Below are 17,043 nucleotides of genomic sequence, written 5' to 3' on the forward strand. Positions count from 1 at the left end.
CTACAAGGCCAAGACGGTGATCGTGAACAAGCGAAGCATGGCCGCGGGCTACGCGGGGCTGGACAACGAGCTGTTCTACATGGACAAGACCATGATGGTCTTCGGCGACGCCAAGAAGGTGGTCGAGGACATGGGCAAGGCGATCGAGTGAGCACGCCCACGCGCAGACCAACGATCAAGAGACAAGGGACAACTTCATGAGAAACCCAATGCGTTGTGCGCGGCTGGCATTGGCCGCACTCTGCCTGGCAGTCGCCGGTGCGGGCGTCTTCGCACAAGACGTGTATCCGCAGCACGCGGTCAAATTGATCGTGCCATGGCCGGCGGGCGGCAGCGTGGACATCGCTGCGCGTGTCATTGCCGAGCAGTTGTCTGTCAATCTGGGGCAGCCTGTGATCGTGGACAACCGACCCGGCGCAGCCGGGAACATTGGGGCGGCCGCGGTAGCCAAAGCTGCCCCCGACGGATACACGTTGTTGATGGCGACGACGCCGATGATCATCAATCGCAGTCTCTACAGCAATCTGCCGTTCGATCTGTCGCGAGATTTCACGCCGGTCAGTCAACTCGTCACGCTGAGCTACGTCCTGGTCGCCAATCCCTCGGTAGCCAGTTCAGTGCAGGAACTGATTGCGAAGGCCAAGGCGAGTCCAGGGCAGATCAGCTATGCGTCATCGGGACCCGGAACGCAACTCCACCTCATCGGCGAAGGCTTCAAGCGACAGGCCGGCATCGACATTGTTCATGTGCCGTACAAGGGAGCACCGCCGGCGCTGGCAGACCTGGCCGGCGGCCATGTTCAATTGATGTTCCCAGGCCTTCCTGTGGTGGATCCACTGCTCAAGTCCGGCCAACTCAAGGCGCTCGCGGTGGTGAGCAAGCGTCGGCTGGCGCTGCTGCCCAACGTGCCGACGCTGGCTGAAGCGGGCGTGCCGAATATCGATTTCACCGAGTGGTATGGCGTGGTGGTTCCTGCAGGCACACCCGACAAGATCGTGACGAAGCTCAACGGCGAGATCGTGAAGATCCTCAAGATGCCGGAAGTGCGTCAACGCCTGGCGAGCCGCGGCTTTGATCCCGCCAGCAGCACGCCGAAGGAATTTGCCGACCTGATTCAGGAAGAGCAGAAGAAATGGGCGGCCACCGTCGCGCAATCAGGCGTTCGGGTTGATGAATAAGACGTTCAGGCCGAAGGCGAGAGCGCGTGAAGCATCGCTTCCATCAGCCAGGCAGGACGCTGCGCGCCTTCGACGGCGACCGCTTCGTTGAACAGAAAATACGGCACGCCGTGCATGCCGCGCGCCGCTGCCGGCACACCTGACCCGGCAACATCAGAAGGCGAGATCCCGCATTCGGCCCGTAGTTCGGCGAGCACGCCGGCGTCCCCGATGTTCTCGCCGCGAACGAAGTAGCGCTCGAACAGCGCGTCGATCACCGCGCCAGCCAGGGCCGAGCCACCCTGGCTTTGCGCCTGGGCGACCAACCGGTGAGCGTCCAGGCTGTTGGGAAACACCTTGATGCGGTCGAATGCAATCTCGGCCCCGGCGGCGCGCGCCGCCTCGCGCACCTGTGCCTGGCGTGACGCCACGGCCTCCGCACTGCCGAGCCTTTGCAGATAGAACTGGACGTAAGACACACCCTGCTTCGGGATGTCGGGGATCAGGGGATGCGAGCGCCAAGTGATTTCGACCGCCACTTCGGGACGCTGCTCGCGCAGCATGCCGATGGCAGTGTCCAGATGTCGCTTGCCGATCAGGCACCAGGGGCAGATCAGATCGAAGCTGACATCGATGGCAAGCGTAGGGAGGATGGGGTTCATGCGTCGATGGTGTACCTTGATTGCGCCGAACGGACCCTTCTTCAAGGAGGGGACGGATCTCTCCCAAAGGCCGTTCAGGATCTGTATCGGCGGGTTGCGACCTCCATCACCGCAGCTTTGGGCGAACGGCATCAACGCCATCGCCGCAAGACGGGCCATGATCACGGCCATCCGCCAGGAAACCGTGATCATGGTGCGAGCTCTGCATACGTCGCCGCAACGTCAGTGCCGCTCGTCGCGGCCCTTCGGGGGCCAGACCCGGGTGAGGGTTCCCTGGAACACATTGCCGACGGGCATCCACACGAGGGTCCATCCCTTGTCGCCGTCCGGATCCATGTAGACCTTGTGGGTCGGCCCGTTCGCAAAGGAGATCTTGCCCGAGCAACTATCGCCATCGAATTCATAGCTCGCGGCGCCGCCCGAGCTGAACGCGAGCGCGTTGCCGTTCAGGGCCAGCGCGGCATTGGGCGAGACTGCGGAGCCGTCGCCATTGAAGTCGATCTGCTCGATGAGGGCCTTGGGCTGAGGCACGCCAGCCACGATCACGAAGCCGCTCGCGGCCAGCACATAAGAACCACTCAAGGTCCGCAGGTTGCATTTCGGCGGATCGGCATTCCCATGTTGCGCCATGCCCGGCGCGCACCAGGCCATCGCGCAGATTGCCAATGCGGCAGCAGTCCATGTTTTCTTCATGTTCATCTCCGGGTGAACGGGCTGAGGTGCTTGATGCCGCTATTTGCCCACGCTCACGGTGGCGGGATTGGGAAGGGTCGAGGGCGGCACCTTGCTGTTGAACTTGGATCCGCTCGCCACGTTCTGGTCGGGCGCGGCTGCGGCTTCCTTGGCCGCTGCAGCCACGGCCGCCGGGTCTGTCGCCCCCTTGAATTCGCCGAAGCCGCGCGTGCCGGCCGCGCCGTTCTGGTCGGGTGCATTGGCCGTATTGACAGCGTCCTGACGCACCTTTTCAGGATCGACGGTCGATGTGAAAGGACCGAAGCCGCGTGTTCCGGCCGCGCCGTTCTGGTCCGGGGCATGGGCCGCCGCGATGGCCTCGGCCTGAACCTCTGCGGCGCTTCTTCCGGCGGGTGCGTTCTGGGCGCGCAGGCCGCTGCTGGCGAATACGAGCACGGCGGTGCCGACAACGTAGGGCAGTGTTTTCATGGTGATGGCCTTTGCTGGGTCAAGACATCGGGCCATGCAGGAGCGCCTGGTTGCCGACCCGCTCAAGGTATGTGTGCCGGCCCGGTACGGCACGTCCGCGCGCCGATCAGGGGACGAGGTTTGGCCGATCGATGACGAAGATTCGACGATCGGACCGTCGCGGCTACTTGCGGAAGTTGGCGTCCAGGAACTCGATCAGGTCGAGCGTGACGTTGGCCTTGCGCGTGACATTGGTCCACCCCGATCCGCCGTGCTGGATGCAGGACTTGCGCATCTCCATGATCAACGAACCGGAGTCGTTTTCGGCGAAGGTCTTGCCGTTGTAGGTCGATCGCCCGTCAGGCTCGACCGGGACATAGCAGTTCACGAAGGTTTCCACGACGGGATCGTGAATCATGCGATTCATCACCGGGTGGCCGTCGAAGCCGTTCGATGCACCGCTGTAGACCTTGACGACGACGGTGCCGCCCGCCGCGGCGTACTCGCTCGCCAGCTTTTCGCAGGACTTGACGCCCGTGATGTCGTCCTTCTCCGCGAGCGCCATGAATATCGGTGCGCCGGCCCGAGGTTCCCGCGGGTGAAAGAGGCATCCCGCGCTGACGGCCATTGCCGCGGCGAAGCGCTCCTTTTCGTCCTGGAGAAAAGTTCGATCGGCAGTCAGGAGCGCGATCGTTCCGCCGCGTCCGGTCCCCATGATGGCCACTCGGTCGGCCGGGTAGCCGATGGAGATCAGGTATCTGCGTGCAGCGAAGGCGTCCCGCATCTGTGCGGAGGTGCTGAGTTGCGTGTTGTCGGCTTGCGTGTTCGCGATGCCGCGCGGGCCGTAGGTGTCTATGGCGAGGGCTGCATATCCCGCCGAACTCAGCGATCGGGCGTAATGGCCCTCACGCGCGTCACTCCATCCACTCGGCGAATTGACGATGACCACGGCGCCCAGGGGCGTGCCGGCGGGCTTGAAGAGAATGGCCGGGATCAAGAGATCCGTCGATCCCGCTTGGCGAGATCGGACACTCACCGCCTCACCGCCTTTGGGTGCGTCATAGAGGTCGCGCGCAAACACCATCGACGCAAACCCCCCCGGGGCGGGCGGCATTTGTGGCTGCGCGTGTGCAGCAACGGCGAAAAGCGCCGCGCCAAGCACTGCGATCGCTCGAGTTTTTTTCATTTGCCGCCCTCCGGAAGTCCCGCTTTTCGAAGGCCGTCCACCAGCCTCGCACGCTGTGCGAGAAAGGCCGGGTCGTTCGACGGATAGGTGAGAACGACGTAGGCGATGTTGCTCAAGGGCAGCATCCGACGATGCCTCGCCATGTTGGCCGCAGCGGCGGCGTCCCTGCCGTGCAGCGCATCGATCGCGGCGAGCATGAGGTAGGGCTTGCCGTTGTTCGGAAACTCGGCAGACCACTTCTTCAGGATGTCGTAGGCCTCATCGTCCCGCCCCTGCGCAAACGCGGTATCGGCCAGGCTCTGGTTGAGAATCTGTCGCCGCCGCGTCTGGTAGGGCCGCAGGTCGGTGACCTTGTCGAGGTGCTGCTGCGCCTCGGCGAAGCGCCCCTGCCTGATGAGTGCGTTGGCGAGGCGCAGGTGCCCGATCTGGTCGTCGGGGCTGATGTCGAGTGTCTTTCGCCATAGCCAGAACGCCTCGTCCGGCTGGCCCCGCAGCAGGAGCATCTCTGCCCACGCCGCGAGGTTCTGCGGATTGTCCGGTCCCAGGTCGAGCGCTCGCCGAAGCGCTTTCTCGGCGATATCCAACTCGTCGCGCGGCGATTCGCTCTGGAGGGAATAGAACTCCGTCAGGTGCGCCGCCCCCAAGCCGACGGACGCCTCGACTGAATTCGGATCGGCGCTTGCCGCAAACTCGAACCGTTGGCGGGCCCGCTCGAAATCTCCCTTGGTGCTCCCTTGATCCAGGTCACGAATGCCGAGTGCGATGGCGTCCACCGGGGGTCCTTCTCGTGGCCTGGGAGCCGGGCCCGTGCTGTCTCGATCTCGTAGTACCGCCACCGGACAAGGCCCCGGACGATTCGTGCGTGGCTGCGCCCCGGTCCGCTGTTGGATTTCTCACCCCTCCACCTCGGCATCAAGCCTTCGGCCATTCGTGCGCGGCCGCTGGAGCGGATTCTGTTCCCTTTTTGTCGCCTCGCGCGCCTTCGCACCGCCTCGCTGCCGATCGTTGGCCGACCAATCGACGAAGGCCGCGCGACGTTTTGACGAACCCTGCCAGCGGGCTCCATTGATCAACGCGCCCGGACAGTCCGCGACCCATGGGCAAGTGAGTTACCGCTCGCGTCTCACTGTGGAAAAGATGGGGTGCACCGCACCAATTTGGCGTGCTGCACTGCGCTGCGCCGGCGCACGAAAAACGTGCCGCTCCCAATGAGAAAAGAGACTTGTGCGCTGCACCAAAATACGAAAGTCAAGGGATTGTTTTCCCCTTGGCCGGTGCATGACTCTGTGGATAACCGACTGAGCATCTCGCCGGAGCCGCATCCTGCTTGGCTTCCGCTGCGATGCTCACCGAACGAGCAGGCGGATTCAGTGTTGAAGTTTTTTTGCAGGCCCCCAGCAATCGCAGCCCGTCGCCGTGGCTTACTTGTCGAGTCTCGCCGCGCTGTCCTCGGTGCCGAACCAGCGGCTGATCTTGGAGTTGCTGTCCACGACAGAGACTTGCACCCACTCCGTGTCGTGAACCTTGCCATCGGGGAGGGCCCGGGCTTTTGTGCGGCCGAGGACCGTGACGTGATCGGGCCCCTCCAGGAATTCGCGCTGCTCGAATTCGAGAATCTCGACCGACTCCGCCAGCTTCATGAAGAACCCTGCAACCTGCTGCCTGCCCTTGAAGGTTCCGCCATAAGGCGTGCCGGTCTCCGGGCTGGCGAGGAAGCGCCACTCCACGTCATCGGCAAGCATTTCGAGAAGCGCGGGTATGTTTCGGCTCGCGAAGGCTGAATAGGCTTGCTTGGCGACTTCAGTTGGTTTTCCCATGGCCTCGCTCCTCGGATCCGTGAAGGGACGAGTAGCTTAGTACTACATTGCGCGCGGCACTTGCATGAAGACGTAAAGGTTGCAGCGTGAATCCCGTTCCCTCGGCAATCGCCGTGGCAGGCAGGCCTAGATGTCTTCGAGCAACGGATAGGGCAGGGGCTCGACCGTGAGCGCCGGGCCGTCGGCCGATCGCGCATGCAGACCACCGGCGTCGATGGCCGCGATCTGAATCGAGATCAGCGCGGCCCAGCCGCCGTTCGGCGCTGGCGCCGCCTGAGCCACGGTGCCGACCGGTTGTTCCGGATCGCTGGCGGCGAACACCTCCTGGCCGACGGCAATCTCGTCGCTGGCCTGCACGAGATAGGTGCGCCGCTTCAGCGTGCCGCGGAACTGGCTGCGCGCCACCACTTCCTGGCCCGGATAGCAGCCTTTCTTGAAGTTCACACCGCCCACCGATTCGTAATTGATCATCTGCGGCACGAAAGCCTCGACCACCGGTGAAGTCAGCGTCACGATGCCGCTGCGAACCTCGCTCCACTGCCAGAGTGCAGGATCGAGCGCCGGGCCTTGGGGTGCGGCCTGGCCGGCGGGTGCGATCCACAGTGCACGCGGAACGCCGTCGGACGGGTAGAGCGTGACGGCATGCGCCTCACCGATGGCAGCGGCGCGGCCCGGAAGCGCGGCCGGATCGACGTCGTTGGCGGCCAAGGCCATGCCCGCTACGCCGTAGAGGGCGTAATCGTCGCTCGCATCGCTCAGCTTTGCCTTCGCACGCAGCACGAACATCGAAAGCCGCTTGAGCGTTGCCGCGAGGATGTCCCGGCTGCAGATGAGCAGCACCCGTTCGGGCTGCGGCCGGATGCCGATGAAGCTCGCGATCGCGCGCCCCTTGGCCGTGCAAAGTGCTGCAAGACGCGCCTCGGACGCATCGAGCAATGCGAAATCTTGGGTGAGCTGGCCATGCAGGAAGCTGGCAGCATCGGGGCCCTCGGCGCGGATCACACCGAGGTGGGAAAGGGCAGTCACGCCATTCAGAACGACAGAGGTCATCGCTGAATTATCATGGTCTGCTCCGTTCCGTTCGGTCCGCAGGGCTTCCTCATATTTCTCTCTGTTCGCTTCCTTCGTCGGAATCCGTGCGCCGCTTCTTCCTCACACTCTTTCTGCTCGCTGCGTTTGTCGTCCTGGGTCTCGGCGCGGCGGGCCTCTGGTGGCTCAATCAGCCGCTGCGCCTACCGGCGCCCAACGTCGATCTGTCGATCGAGCCCGGCACCACGCCACGCGGCATCGCCCAGGCCGTCGCGGACACGGGCGTGGACGTGCCGCCGCAATTGCTCTATTGGTGGTTCCGTTTTTCGGGACAGGACCGTCAGATGCGTGCCGGCAGCTACGAACTGGAGCGCGGCATCACGCCACGCACGCTGCTCGGCGTGCTGGTGCGCGGCGAGGAGGCGACCCGCAGCCTGGTGCTGGTCGAGGGATGGAACTTCCGTCAGGTGCGCGCCGCGCTGGCCAAGGCGGACCAGTTGAAACCCGACACGCTGGGGCAGTCCGACGAGGAAATCATGACCCGGCTCGGCAGGGCGGGTGTCCATCCGGAGGGGCGCTTCTTCCCGGATACCTACACCTACTCCAAGGGCTCGACCGATTTCGCGCTCCTGCAACGGGCCATGCGCGCCATGGACAAGAAGCTCGACGCCGCCTGGGCGGCCCGCGCGCCCGACATCGCAGTCAAGACGCCCGATGAGGCGCTGACTCTGGCCAGCATTGTCGAAAAGGAGACAGGCAAGGCCCAGGACCGCGCCGAGGTCGCCGCGGTCTTCCACAACCGCCTGCGAATCGGAATGCCTCTGCAGACCGATCCGAGCGTCATCTACGGCATGGGCCAGCGATTCGACGGCAAGTTGGGCAAGAAAGACCTCCAGACCGACACGCCCTGGAACACCTACACACGCAACGGCCTGCCACCCACGCCCATCGCGATGCCGGGCAAGGCCGCGTTGCTGGCTGCAGTGCAGCCGGCACAAAGCAAGTCGCTGTATTTCGTTTCTCGCGGGGACGGAACGAGCCAGTTCAGCAGTTCGCTCGATGAGCACAACCGGGCAGTGAACCGCTATCAGCGCGGCGCCACCGACCCGAACCAGCGGAGTGGGCAATGAAGGGGCTTTTCCTCACACTCGAAGGCATTGACGGTGCAGGCAAGTCGAGTCATATCGATGCGCTCGAAGCGCTGTTCAAGGCGCAGGGCCGGCAGGTCACTCGCACGCGGGAGCCCGGCGGCACACCGCTGGCCGAGACCTTGCGCGCGCAGATCCTCGAACAGCCGATGGACGCGTTGACCGAGTCGCTGCTGGTGTTCGCGGCGCGCCGCGACCATGTCGTGCGGGTGATCTTGCCCGCGCTGGCGCGAGGCGATGTCGTGCTGTGCGATCGCTTCACCGACGCGACCTTTGCCTACCAGGGAGCGGGGCGCGGATTCGATCCAACGGTGCTGTCGGTGCTCGAACAGTGGGTGCAATCCCAACCGGCATCGGACGACGGCGCGCTGCTGCAGCCCGACATCACGCTCTGGTTCGACCTTGCGCCTGAAACGGCCGCCGAGCGATTGGCTGGTGCGCGACTGCCGGACAAGTTCGAGTCGCAGCCGGTCGAGTTCTTTCGGCGTGTCGCGGCTGGCTATGCCGAGCGCGCAGAGCGGGCGCCGCGCTTCGTTCGCATAGACGCCGGGCAATCCCGCGACGGCGTCTGGCAACAGATCGAGGAAGCATTGGCTGAGCGAGGCCTGGTCGCCTCGCAAACCGGAGGCGCGCCATGAGCCGGCGGGCCGCCCCAAGGCGAATACCGCAGCGCTGTAGCGCGGAGGTTGCCGAATGAAAGCGGATGCGCTGTCTCCATGGTTGCGCAAGCCGCTGACCGAACTGCTGCGCCAGCGCGGGCACGCCTGGCTGCTGCAGGGGCCCTCTGGCCTCGGTCAATACGAGCTGGGCCTCGCGCTGGCCGCGGCGTGGTTGTGCGAACAGCCTGACGAATCCAAGGGCCACGGTGCCTGCGGCCACTGCCCGAGTTGCCATGCCATCCAGGTTCGCACGCACGCCGACCTGTGCGTGCTCATGCCGGAAGTGGCCATGCAGGAACTGGGCTGGCCGCTGGACGAAAAGGCGCAGGCCGACATCGACGACAAGAAGCGAAAACCCAGCCGCGAGATCCGCGTCGAAGCCATGCGCGACGCCGTCGGCTTTGCCCAGCGCACGAGCGCGCGGGGGCGGGGCAAGGTGGTGTTCGTCTATCCGGCCGAGCGCATGAACACGATCACCGCCAACGCGCTGTTGAAGACGTTGGAGGAGCCTGTCGGCGATGTGCGCTTTGTCCTCGCGAGCGAGGCAGCGTGGCAATTGCTGCCCACGATCCGCAGCCGCTGCCTGGGCTTCACGCTGCCGTGGCCGGAAGAGGGCGAGGCGTGTGACTGGCTGGTCGGGCAGGGTATTCCTGCTGGCGATGCCGTCGCCTTGCTGCGCGCAGCCGGCGGTCGCCCCAGCGACGCTTTGCGGTTGGCGAGCCAGGGGCAATCGCCGAAAGCCTGGGGCATGCTTCCCAAGGCCATGTCCCGAGGCGACGTCGGCGCGCTGGCCGACCACGCGCCGGCCCAGGCGATTGGCGCACTTCAAAAGCTCTGTCACGATTTGATGGCCGCGGACAGCGGCGCCGCTCCGCGATTCTTCGATGCTGCCGATCTGCCGCCTCCGCCGTCCAGGGGCGCGTTGGCCCGCTGGTCGCGGTCGCTCGCGAATGCGGCAAAAACCGCAGAACATCCATTCAATGCGGGACTCATGATCGAGGCGCTTGTGAGCGAAGCGCGAACCACCCTAAACTCGGCACGCCGTCGCCCATGAACACACCAGCCACACCCGCCCCGTCCGCGCCTGTCAGGCCCAGCGTCATCCAACTCGCCATCAAGGAAAAAGGGGCGCTCTACGCGGCCTACATTCCCTTGTTCGCGGAAGGCGGGATCTTCATTCCCACCTCGCGCGAATACCGACTCGGTGACGATGTCTATGTCCTCCTCACGCTGCCCGACGATCCGCAACGCTATCCGGTCGCCGGCAAGGTGGCCTGGATCACGCCGGCCCGCGCCGCCGGGAACCGGGCGCCCGGCGTGGGCATCCGTTTCCCATCCGACGACAAGTCGCGACAACTGAAGTTGCGCATCGAAGAGGCGCTCGGTGGCACCATGGCGTCCGACCGGCCGACCCAGACCATCTGATCCAAATCCCGTCCTGCTGGACGCGGACTGCGGACCGTACGCGGCGCGCCATGCGCCGCCACTTCAACATTCCGCGATGTTCACCGACTCCCACTGCCACCTGACCTTTCCCGAATTCGCGGACCAGATGCCGCAGATCCGCGCTGCCATGGCCGCCGCGCAGGTCGACCGGGCCCTCTGCATCTGCACCACGCTGGAGGAATTCGACGATGTGCAGGCGCTCGCGTCTGGTTATGACAACTTTTGGGCCTCCGTAGGCGTCCATCCGGACAATGAAGACATCGCCGAGCCCACCGTGGAGGATCTGGTGCGGCGTTCCGCGCTGCCCAAGGTCGTCGCCATCGGCGAAACCGGCCTGGATTACTACCAGATGGAAGAGCGCAAGGGCGGCCGCAGCATCGCTGACCTCGAATGGCAGCGAGACCGCTTCCGAGTCCACATCCGGGCGGCTCAGCAGACGCGCAAGCCGCTGATCATTCACACTCGCGAAGCTTCGGCGGACACCTTGGCCATCCTGAAGGAGGAGGGCGAGGACGGCGGTGCCAAGGCAGCCGGCGGTGTCTTCCACTGCTTTACCGAGACGGCCGAGGTGGCGCGCGCTGCCCTCGACCTCGGCTTCTACATCTCCTTCTCGGGCATCCTGACTTTCAAGAAGGCGCAAGACCTCCGCGACGTGGCGGCCTTCGTCCCGCTCGACCGCATGCTGATCGAAACCGACAGCCCCTACCTGGCCCCGGTGCCATACCGCGGGAAGACCAACAATCCGTCGTACGTGCCCTACGTGGCCAAACAGATCGCCGAACTGCGCAAGCTGCCGATCGAGACCATCGGCAAGGTGACCAGCGACAACTTCGAGGCCCTGTTCACTGGGGTCAACACATGAAGAATTACTTCAAGAAACTCATTTATCTTATTGTTATTGCTGCATCTTTTTCGGCAAACGCGGATTCGTTCAATGACTTTTTCAGGGCCGTGCGCGCGGACAACGCGGGCGGCGTCCAGAACCTCCTGAACCGTGGATTCGACCCCAATACCCGCGACGAACACGGCCAGACCGGCTTGCTGATCGCGCTGCGGGAGCCTTCGCCGAAGGTCATCAAGGTGCTGCTGGACTTCCCGAAGACCGACGTCGAAGCGCGCAATCCGAAGGACGAAAGTCCGCTGATGCTGGCGGCGATCAAGGGCCAGAAGGACATCGTCGCGCGCTTGATCGAGCGCGATGCCGACGTCAACAAGCCTGGCTGGACACCGCTGCACTATGCGACGACCAACGGTCATCTGGAAATCATGAAGCTGTTGCTGGACAACGATGCCTTCATCAACGCGCAGTCGCCGAACGGCACCACGCCGTTGATGATGGCGTCGATGTACGGGTCCGATGCGGCGGTCAAGTTGCTGCTCGACGAGGGCGCCGATCCGCTGATGAAGAACGAGCAAGGCATGACGGCCGCCGACTTCGCGAAGCGTGCCAACCGGGCGGGTGCCATGGAGATGCTGACGGCAGCCATGCGGCCGAAGAAGCCCGCTGACGGGAAGTGGTGAGCGGGCGAGGGCGGCAGGCCAGAGGCTAGTACGGGGCATTGACCACGACGTACTGAGACCCTTGCGGCTGGTACCACGTGCTTCCGCATTGTTGGTAGACCATGCCGCCGTAGTTGACCGGGGCACAGTTGGCCGGCACCGTATTGACCATCGAGCCGATCACAGCCGACGTCACTGCCACCGCGGCGCCGACTGCTACGGCGCCGGCGACCGGGTGATAGTCGTTGTCCCAGCCGCCACAGCAATTGTTGTTGCCGCCGGCCACGACGACGTTGGTGTTGCGGTTCGCGTTGACGTTGGTGTTCCGGTTGGCGTTGACGTTCGTGTTGCGGCTGGCATTGTTGACGTTGTTGACGCTGGAGCTGCGAACGTCATTGGTCCGTGTGTCGGCCCTGCTGTTGTTGGCCTGCTGCCTGCCACCGCCGCCCGCGCCCGCGCGGGCACCCCCGGCCGCGGCTGCACCCCCGCCTGCAGCCGCACCCGCGCGCGCACCGCCGCCGCCTCCTGCTGCTCCAGCGCGAGCACCGCCACCCCCGCCGCCCCYGGCACGCGCACCGCCACCGCCTCCACCGCCGCGACCACCGCCGCCGCCTTCCCGAGCCTCGGCCGCAGGTGTCATGGCGAAACTGGCCAGAATGAGTGTGGCCAGAGGGACCGCGAGCAACCTGGTGAATGATCCTTTCATGGTCGTTCTCCTCTAGTTGGTCTTCGCCGGGACAAATTCGATCTTTGTCGCCCCCTTGGGCGGCGTGAACCTGAACGTTGCCTCCTTGAAAGCCGGGTTCAGGTTCCAGTCCATGACGCTGACCGATTGGGGCCGGGCCTCATCGCCACGATTGGTGATCACGAGTTTGCGCGGCAAGGGCTTGGCACCGGTTGCGATCCATATCTGCCAATCGAAATCTCCCTGGCGAAAGGCGTAGTGGTCGCAGAGGTCATTGCCGATCAGATCCTGCCCGGCATTCATGGCCGATTCGATCTTGTCGACCGGCGCGGCCGGCGTGCCCCACAGGAACAGGTCGGACAGCGGAACCTCGAAGCCGTAGCGCTCTTCCAGCTTCTTCACAAGTTCGCCGTTCGTCCCCGAGAACTCGACCGACGAGTAGTACTTCTGCGCAGGGAAGAAGAGGGTGACCGTCTTGCCGTCATAGATGATTTCGCGCTCGGAGCGAACGCTCCACATTCGCGCGCGGATCCTGTCCGGGCGCTGCACGTCGACCGTCGCCGATGCGGTGTGCAGCAGCTTCTGGCCGTCGGCCAGAACGCGCTCGCCCATCAGCGACGTGGACGTCCGGAAGCGCCCCAGGGTCTGCAAGTAGGTGCCCATGTCCTTGAGAGCCTGGATCGAGGCCGGATCGACGGGATTCGCGGCTGGCGCGGCTGGCGCGGCCGTGCCTGCCGCCGGAGCCGTTTGCGCGACAACGACCGGCGCCGTCAATGACAAGGCCAGCACGGCCGAAGCGAGTCCTGCGAGTTTCATAGGTTCTCCTTTTGGTGCCATGTGAACAGCAACCCACCCTGAAAAACGCGAGCATGCGCGCAAGGCTCGTCGGGCTCGTTGACGAATGTCAATCACGTCCGGACAGAGGTCCGTTGGTGTGTATGCGCTCGTGTCGCGAACCCATGGCGGAGCACATTTCGGCTCAACGCCAGAGGGGCGGCTATATCGAGCGCGCTTGACGATCGTCAATCTGAGGTGCCCGGCGTGGGACCATGCTTGAGCACATCATTTCCGCGAAAGGGATTCCCATGAAGATCGCAGCTTCGATCACAGTATTGGCAGCGCTGGGTACGCTGATGGCGCCCGCTGTCGCCGAGGACAAACCCGCCCATGAGGTCACGGCCTCCACGAACCCCGGCACAGGAACCGTCAAGGAAGTCATCCGAGCCACAGGCGTCGTGCAGGCGATCGATCTCGAGAAGCGTCATGTGACCCTCAAGGACTCCCATGGCAAGGTGCATGTCTTCGGGATCGGACCCGAGGCGCGCAACTTCGATCAAGTCAAGGTGGGCGACCGGGTGAACGTCCGTTACGCGCAGGCGCTGACGTTGACCTTGATGAAGGGCGGCGACGAGATCCGCAGCAGGGTCCAGACCGCGGCTGGCGACAGGACCGACGCAGGTCAACTCCCCGGTGGCGCGATCGGCCAGAAGGTCGAGGTCACCGCCAACGTTGTTGCGGTCAACCGGAAGACCCACATGATCACGCTGCGCGGGACGGAGTACGAGGTTGATCTGAATATCCGCGACCCCGAGCAGCTGAAGATGATCAAGGTGGGCGATCAGGTCCATGCGGTCTACACCGAGGCGGTCGCGCTGTCGGTCGAGCCTGCCAAGAAGTAGCAGCGCGCGAGCGCCGGCGGGCGGGCGGTGCGCCGACGTCCATCGCGCGGGTTAGCACCCCCCGGCCGGCCTGACTGGCAAAGCTAGAATCTTCCAGCCTGCAGACCTGGGTTGCAGGCTTGGGCATTTCCGAGCCACCCGTGTCGCACCGGACAGCCGACTTCCATACCTCTGCATGCTCGAAGAGAGGACGTCTGTGACGCGTGCTTCCGCCGAAGTCGACGATGACTTGCTGCTCAAGGTCTCGCCACCTCGGGTCCCGCGTGATCTTGTTTCCCGTGCGCGACTCTTGTCGACGGCGAGCGGCATCCGGGATATTCCCGCGATCGTCGTCCAGGCCCCGGCGGGCTTCGGAAAGACTTCCTTGCTGGCCCAGTGGCGGCTCGAGCATTTGTCCCGCGGCGCCGTGGTCGCGTGGCTCTTCGCCCAACGGCAGGACGAACCACAGCGCCTCGCGCAGAGCCTCGCCCTGGCGGTCCGGCGCGGCTCCGGGCGCTCGACTTTCGGACACACCCTGCTCGAAGCCGTAGGCCCCGGCGGTCTGGAGGGGATCACGGTCTGGCTCGCCGAACTGACGCAGACGGCGCTGGATGTCGTCCTGTTCGTCGACGAGGCCGATCGCCTGCCGACAGCATCGCGCGAAGCCCTTGTCTACCTCATGCGCAACGCGCCGCCGAATCTGCGGGTGATCGTCGCAGCGCGCCCCGATTGCCACCTGGACATCGACGATCTCGTTGCCTACGGGCAATGCACCGTCATCGAACCCGCCGCGCTTCGGTTCCGGCTCGACGAGACCATGGAGCTCGTGCGCATCCGCCTGGGTGCGCGCGTCGACAACGACACCGCCGCCCGCCTGCACGAAGTGACCGAAGGGTGGCCGCTTGGCGTGCAGCTCGCGATGACAATCATCGCGCGCGGGGTCGATGCACACGCGGACGTCGCGAGCATGGCCATGCTCGACGGCAGGCTGCATGACCATTTCGTCAAGCTGCTGCTTGCCAACCTCGATCCCGGCGACAGCGATTTCCTCGTTCGGATCTCGATCCTCGACCACCTCCATCCTGACCTGTGCCGCGCGGTGACCGGCTATGACGACGCGGTCGAGCGACTGGCGCGCCTGAGCCGGGATACGCCCGTCTTCGCCGAAGCCGAGGGCGGTGATTGGCTGCGCATGCATACGCTGGCGCGCGATGTGCTGCGCAAGCTCTTCTCGGGCCTGGACGCGACGCAGCAAGCCAAGCTGCATTCATCCGCGGCCGAATGGCTCGCCGAGCACGGCTTGCTCGAGTACGCGGCCCGGCACGCATTGACGGCGGGCGAGCACCAGAAGGCCTATGGGCTGGCCGAGCGCAGCCTCTACGAATCCATCATGAGGCACGGCCGGCAGGGGGCAGTGCTCGAATGGCTTTCGCAAGTGCCGGCCGACGAACTCGATCGGCGGCCCCGCCTTTTGCTCGCTGCCGCGTGGACCTTGGCGGTCAGTGAGCGCCACCAGGAAGCCGAGCGCCTGGTGGCGCGCATCCTGGCCCAGCCAGAGGTCAGCGATGACCTTCGCTTCGAATGCGCGCTGATCCTCGGCGGAGCAGCAGTGTTCGCAGACGACCCGGATCGGTTCGCGGCACTGCACGATCCCTGGTCGGATGCGCCGGCGCTTCGCGATCCGGTCTTGCTGCAGATTCACGCCAACCGCACGGCGTACCGGGCGCTGCTCTCAGGCGAGCCGGCGCTGGCACGCCTGCGCGAGCAACAAGCGCCGCGTGGCGATTTCGGGGGCGTGGGGTACACCGCGCGCTGGGGCGAATTCATCATCGGGCTCAGTTACATCTGGGAAGGGCAGGTCCTGCTCGCCGAGAGCCTTCTGCAGCCGGCGGTGGCGCGCGCGGAGGCCGACCTGGGGCGGCGAAACAGGTTCACCTGCTCGCTGGCGGGGCTGCTCGCCGCGGCGGCCTGGGAATGCGACCGGCCCCGCGAAGCGGCGGCGCTGCTGGCTGATCGGCTGGACGTTCTCGAGCACAGCGGCCTGCCTGAATCCTTGCTGCTGGCCTATCGGACCATGGCGCGCATCGCGGTGGCCGAGGGCGCCGAAAACCGCGCACTGGAGCTTCTCGGCGGCCTGGACGCCGCCGGCAGGGCCCGTGGCCTGCCGCGACTGCGCATCGCCAGCCTGTGCGAGCAGGTGCGCCTGCATGCCGGGCGATATCGCTCGGTGAGCTGCCGCCAGCTTTGTGACGAGATCGACGCGCTGCTGGAGGACGATGCGACGCCCAAGGGGCGACTCTGGCGAGAGAGCGTGGAAGTCCTCCGCGAAGTCGCCCTCGGCTACGCTGCGATTGCCGCAAAGGACTGGCGCGGCGCGCAGGCGCCGCTGGCGCGTGCCGGCGAACTGGCGCGGGCGATCAAGCAGGGGCGCCTCCGGATCGAGCTTCTCGGGCTGCAGGCCTTTGCCCTCGACCAGTGCGGAGAGGATTCGCAGAAGCAGTTGCGTGAGGCCATGGATCTCGCGGACACCTATGGCCTCCGCCGGGTGTTTGCCGATGCGCATCCGGATCTGGGCGACTGGGTCCGAAACGTTGGCGCGGAGGGATCGGGTCGCCAGAGCCGGGCACCCGAACCGACGCCTTCGCCGGAGTCGCGCGTCAGGGAGCCGGAGGCGCCGCGACCGGCCGCGCCCTACGGCATGGTGCTCACGCCCAAGGAGCGCGAAGTTCTGGAACTGCTGGCACACAATCTGTCGAACAAGGAAATCGGCCGGGCCATGCAGGTGGGCGAAACCACCATCAAATGGCACGTGAAGAATCTTTTCGCCAAGCTTGACGCCGGCACGCGCAAGCAGGTCGTCCTCCGCGCCCGGATTCTCGGGCTGATCAAGTCGACAGACTGACAAGCGGTTACGCCGCCGCGGGGCCCTACCGGTAGGGGCCCCTGCTGCAAGGAG

Annotated in this window: 19 protein-coding genes; 10 read left to right on the forward strand and 9 right to left on the reverse strand. The window is 65.1% G+C overall.

The features are described 5' to 3' along the window. Nucleotides 1-151: NAD(P)(+) transhydrogenase (Re/Si-specific) subunit beta (locus tag AC1DHL_RS17900; RefSeq protein WP_235507861.1), on the forward strand; the 151-nt coding region annotated here is incomplete at its 5' end. Nucleotides 152-197: 46 nt separating this feature from the next. Further along, nucleotides 198-1,178, forward strand: a complete 981-nt coding sequence (locus tag AC1DHL_RS17905; RefSeq protein ID WP_478162825.1) for a Bug family tripartite tricarboxylate transporter substrate binding protein — start codon at nt 198-200, stop codon at nt 1,176-1,178. 5 nt (nt 1,179-1,183) lie between these two features. Here AC1DHL_RS17905 and AC1DHL_RS17910 read toward each other — a convergent pair whose 3' ends face one another. The 7 genes from AC1DHL_RS17910 to ygfZ form a co-directional block, all read right to left on the reverse strand. After that, complete coding sequence (locus AC1DHL_RS17910) at nt 1,184-2,011, reverse strand: DsbA family oxidoreductase (RefSeq protein WP_478162826.1); 828 nt, start codon at nt 2,009-2,011, stop codon at nt 1,184-1,186. A 30-nt stretch (nt 2,012-2,041) separates the two neighbouring features. Beyond that, nucleotides 2,042-2,512 (reverse strand): hypothetical protein, encoded by a 471-nt coding sequence (locus AC1DHL_RS17915; protein WP_478162827.1) that lies wholly within the window; start codon nt 2,510-2,512, stop codon nt 2,042-2,044. A gap of 39 nt (nt 2,513-2,551) precedes the next feature. After that, a complete protein-coding gene (locus tag AC1DHL_RS17920) occupies nt 2,552-2,980 on the reverse strand; it encodes a hypothetical protein (protein WP_478162828.1) in 429 nt (142 codons plus the stop codon). A gap of 163 nt (nt 2,981-3,143) precedes the next feature. Continuing rightward, a complete protein-coding gene (locus tag AC1DHL_RS17925; RefSeq protein ID WP_478162829.1) occupies nt 3,144-4,145 on the reverse strand; it encodes a dienelactone hydrolase family protein in 1,002 nt (333 codons plus the stop codon). Continuing rightward, the gene (locus AC1DHL_RS17930) at nt 4,142-4,918 is read right to left on the reverse strand and encodes a tetratricopeptide repeat protein (RefSeq protein WP_478162830.1); all 777 of its coding nucleotides are present in this window, start codon (nt 4,916-4,918) and stop codon (nt 4,142-4,144) included. The genes AC1DHL_RS17925 and AC1DHL_RS17930 overlap by 4 nt, the downstream gene beginning before the upstream one ends. Nucleotides 4,919-5,566: 648 nt before the next feature. After that, a complete protein-coding gene (locus AC1DHL_RS17935) occupies nt 5,567-5,962 on the reverse strand; it encodes a nuclear transport factor 2 family protein (RefSeq protein ID WP_478162831.1) in 396 nt (131 codons plus the stop codon). 126 nt (nt 5,963-6,088) lie between these two features. Then, entirely contained in the window at nt 6,089-7,012 is a 924-nt protein-coding gene (gene ygfZ / locus AC1DHL_RS17940) for a CAF17-like 4Fe-4S cluster assembly/insertion protein YgfZ (RefSeq protein ID WP_478162832.1), read from the reverse strand. An 86-nt stretch (nt 7,013-7,098) separates the two neighbouring features. Here ygfZ and mltG point away from each other — a divergent pair, with 86 nt between their 5' ends. From mltG to AC1DHL_RS17970, 6 genes are all read left to right on the forward strand, one after another. Next, the gene (mltG, locus tag AC1DHL_RS17945; protein ID WP_478105529.1) at nt 7,099-8,121 is read left to right on the forward strand and encodes an endolytic transglycosylase MltG; all 1,023 of its coding nucleotides are present in this window, start codon (nt 7,099-7,101) and stop codon (nt 8,119-8,121) included. Next, nucleotides 8,118-8,777, forward strand: a complete 660-nt coding sequence (gene tmk / locus AC1DHL_RS17950) for a dTMP kinase (protein WP_478162833.1) — start codon at nt 8,118-8,120, stop codon at nt 8,775-8,777. The genes mltG and tmk overlap by 4 nt, the downstream gene beginning before the upstream one ends. A 55-nt stretch (nt 8,778-8,832) precedes the next feature. Continuing rightward, nucleotides 8,833-9,852, forward strand: a complete 1,020-nt coding sequence (locus tag AC1DHL_RS17955) for a DNA polymerase III subunit delta' (RefSeq protein ID WP_478162834.1) — start codon at nt 8,833-8,835, stop codon at nt 9,850-9,852. Continuing rightward, entirely contained in the window at nt 9,849-10,223 is a 375-nt protein-coding gene (locus AC1DHL_RS17960; protein ID WP_478105523.1) for a PilZ domain-containing protein, read from the forward strand. The genes AC1DHL_RS17955 and AC1DHL_RS17960 overlap by 4 nt, the downstream gene beginning before the upstream one ends. A gap of 76 nt (nt 10,224-10,299) precedes the next feature. Continuing rightward, complete coding sequence (locus AC1DHL_RS17965; protein ID WP_478162835.1) at nt 10,300-11,106, forward strand: TatD family hydrolase; 807 nt, start codon at nt 10,300-10,302, stop codon at nt 11,104-11,106. Next, nucleotides 11,103-11,765: an ankyrin repeat domain-containing protein gene (locus tag AC1DHL_RS17970; RefSeq protein ID WP_478162836.1), complete on the forward strand. Its 663-nt coding sequence runs from the start codon at nt 11,103-11,105 to the stop codon at nt 11,763-11,765. Before AC1DHL_RS17965 ends, AC1DHL_RS17970 begins: the two co-directional genes overlap by 4 nt. Before the next feature lie 25 nt (nt 11,766-11,790). On the opposite strand, the gene AC1DHL_RS17975 is transcribed toward AC1DHL_RS17970, so the two are convergent. Together AC1DHL_RS17975 and AC1DHL_RS17980 are read right to left on the reverse strand one after the other, a co-directional pair. Further along, nucleotides 11,791-12,450, reverse strand: a complete 660-nt coding sequence (locus tag AC1DHL_RS17975) for a hypothetical protein (protein ID WP_478162837.1) — start codon at nt 12,448-12,450, stop codon at nt 11,791-11,793. A gap of 12 nt (nt 12,451-12,462) precedes the next feature. Then, complete coding sequence (locus tag AC1DHL_RS17980) at nt 12,463-13,245, reverse strand: DUF2092 domain-containing protein (RefSeq protein WP_478162838.1); 783 nt, start codon at nt 13,243-13,245, stop codon at nt 12,463-12,465. 269 nt (nt 13,246-13,514) lie between these two features. Between AC1DHL_RS17980 and AC1DHL_RS17985 the strand changes: the two genes are divergently transcribed. Together AC1DHL_RS17985 and AC1DHL_RS17990 are read left to right on the forward strand one after the other, a co-directional pair. Beyond that, entirely contained in the window at nt 13,515-14,108 is a 594-nt protein-coding gene (locus tag AC1DHL_RS17985) for a hypothetical protein (RefSeq protein ID WP_478162839.1), read from the forward strand. Between the two features lie 196 nt (nt 14,109-14,304). Continuing rightward, on the forward strand, nt 14,305-16,989 hold the full coding sequence (locus AC1DHL_RS17990) for a helix-turn-helix transcriptional regulator (RefSeq protein ID WP_478162840.1): 2,685 nt from the start codon (nt 14,305-14,307) through the stop codon (nt 16,987-16,989). Nucleotides 16,990-17,043 lie beyond the last annotated feature (54 nt).

This window comes from Variovorax sp. 10L426 (assembly GCF_056395305.1).

Excerpts from the sequence above, each read along its gene's own strand:
- AC1DHL_RS17905 (WP_478162825.1), top strand. The coding sequence starts at position 198 with ATGAGAAACCCAATGCGTTGTGCGCGGCTGGCATTGGCCGCACTCTGC.
- AC1DHL_RS17910 (WP_478162826.1), bottom strand. The coding sequence starts at position 2,011 with ATGATCACGGTTTCCTGGCGGATGGCCGTGATCATGGCCCGTCTTGCG.
- AC1DHL_RS17915 (WP_478162827.1), bottom strand. The coding sequence starts at position 2,512 with ATGAAGAAAACATGGACTGCTGCCGCATTGGCAATCTGCGCGATGGCC.
- AC1DHL_RS17920 (WP_478162828.1), bottom strand. The coding sequence starts at position 2,980 with ATGAAAACACTGCCCTACGTTGTCGGCACCGCCGTGCTCGTATTCGCC.
- AC1DHL_RS17925 (WP_478162829.1), bottom strand. The coding sequence starts at position 4,145 with ATGAAAAAAACTCGAGCGATCGCAGTGCTTGGCGCGGCGCTTTTCGCC.
- AC1DHL_RS17935 (WP_478162831.1), bottom strand. The coding sequence starts at position 5,962 with ATGGGAAAACCAACTGAAGTCGCCAAGCAAGCCTATTCAGCCTTCGCG.
- ygfZ (WP_478162832.1), bottom strand. The coding sequence starts at position 7,012 with ATGACCTCTGTCGTTCTGAATGGCGTGACTGCCCTTTCCCACCTCGGT.
- tmk (WP_478162833.1), top strand. The coding sequence starts at position 8,118 with ATGAAGGGGCTTTTCCTCACACTCGAAGGCATTGACGGTGCAGGCAAG.
- AC1DHL_RS17955 (WP_478162834.1), top strand. The coding sequence starts at position 8,833 with ATGAAAGCGGATGCGCTGTCTCCATGGTTGCGCAAGCCGCTGACCGAA.
- AC1DHL_RS17960 (WP_478105523.1), top strand. The coding sequence starts at position 9,849 with ATGAACACACCAGCCACACCCGCCCCGTCCGCGCCTGTCAGGCCCAGC.
- AC1DHL_RS17965 (WP_478162835.1), top strand. The coding sequence starts at position 10,300 with ATGTTCACCGACTCCCACTGCCACCTGACCTTTCCCGAATTCGCGGAC.
- AC1DHL_RS17970 (WP_478162836.1), top strand. The coding sequence starts at position 11,103 with ATGAAGAATTACTTCAAGAAACTCATTTATCTTATTGTTATTGCTGCA.
- AC1DHL_RS17980 (WP_478162838.1), bottom strand. The coding sequence starts at position 13,245 with ATGAAACTCGCAGGACTCGCTTCGGCCGTGCTGGCCTTGTCATTGACG.
- AC1DHL_RS17985 (WP_478162839.1), top strand. The coding sequence starts at position 13,515 with ATGAAGATCGCAGCTTCGATCACAGTATTGGCAGCGCTGGGTACGCTG.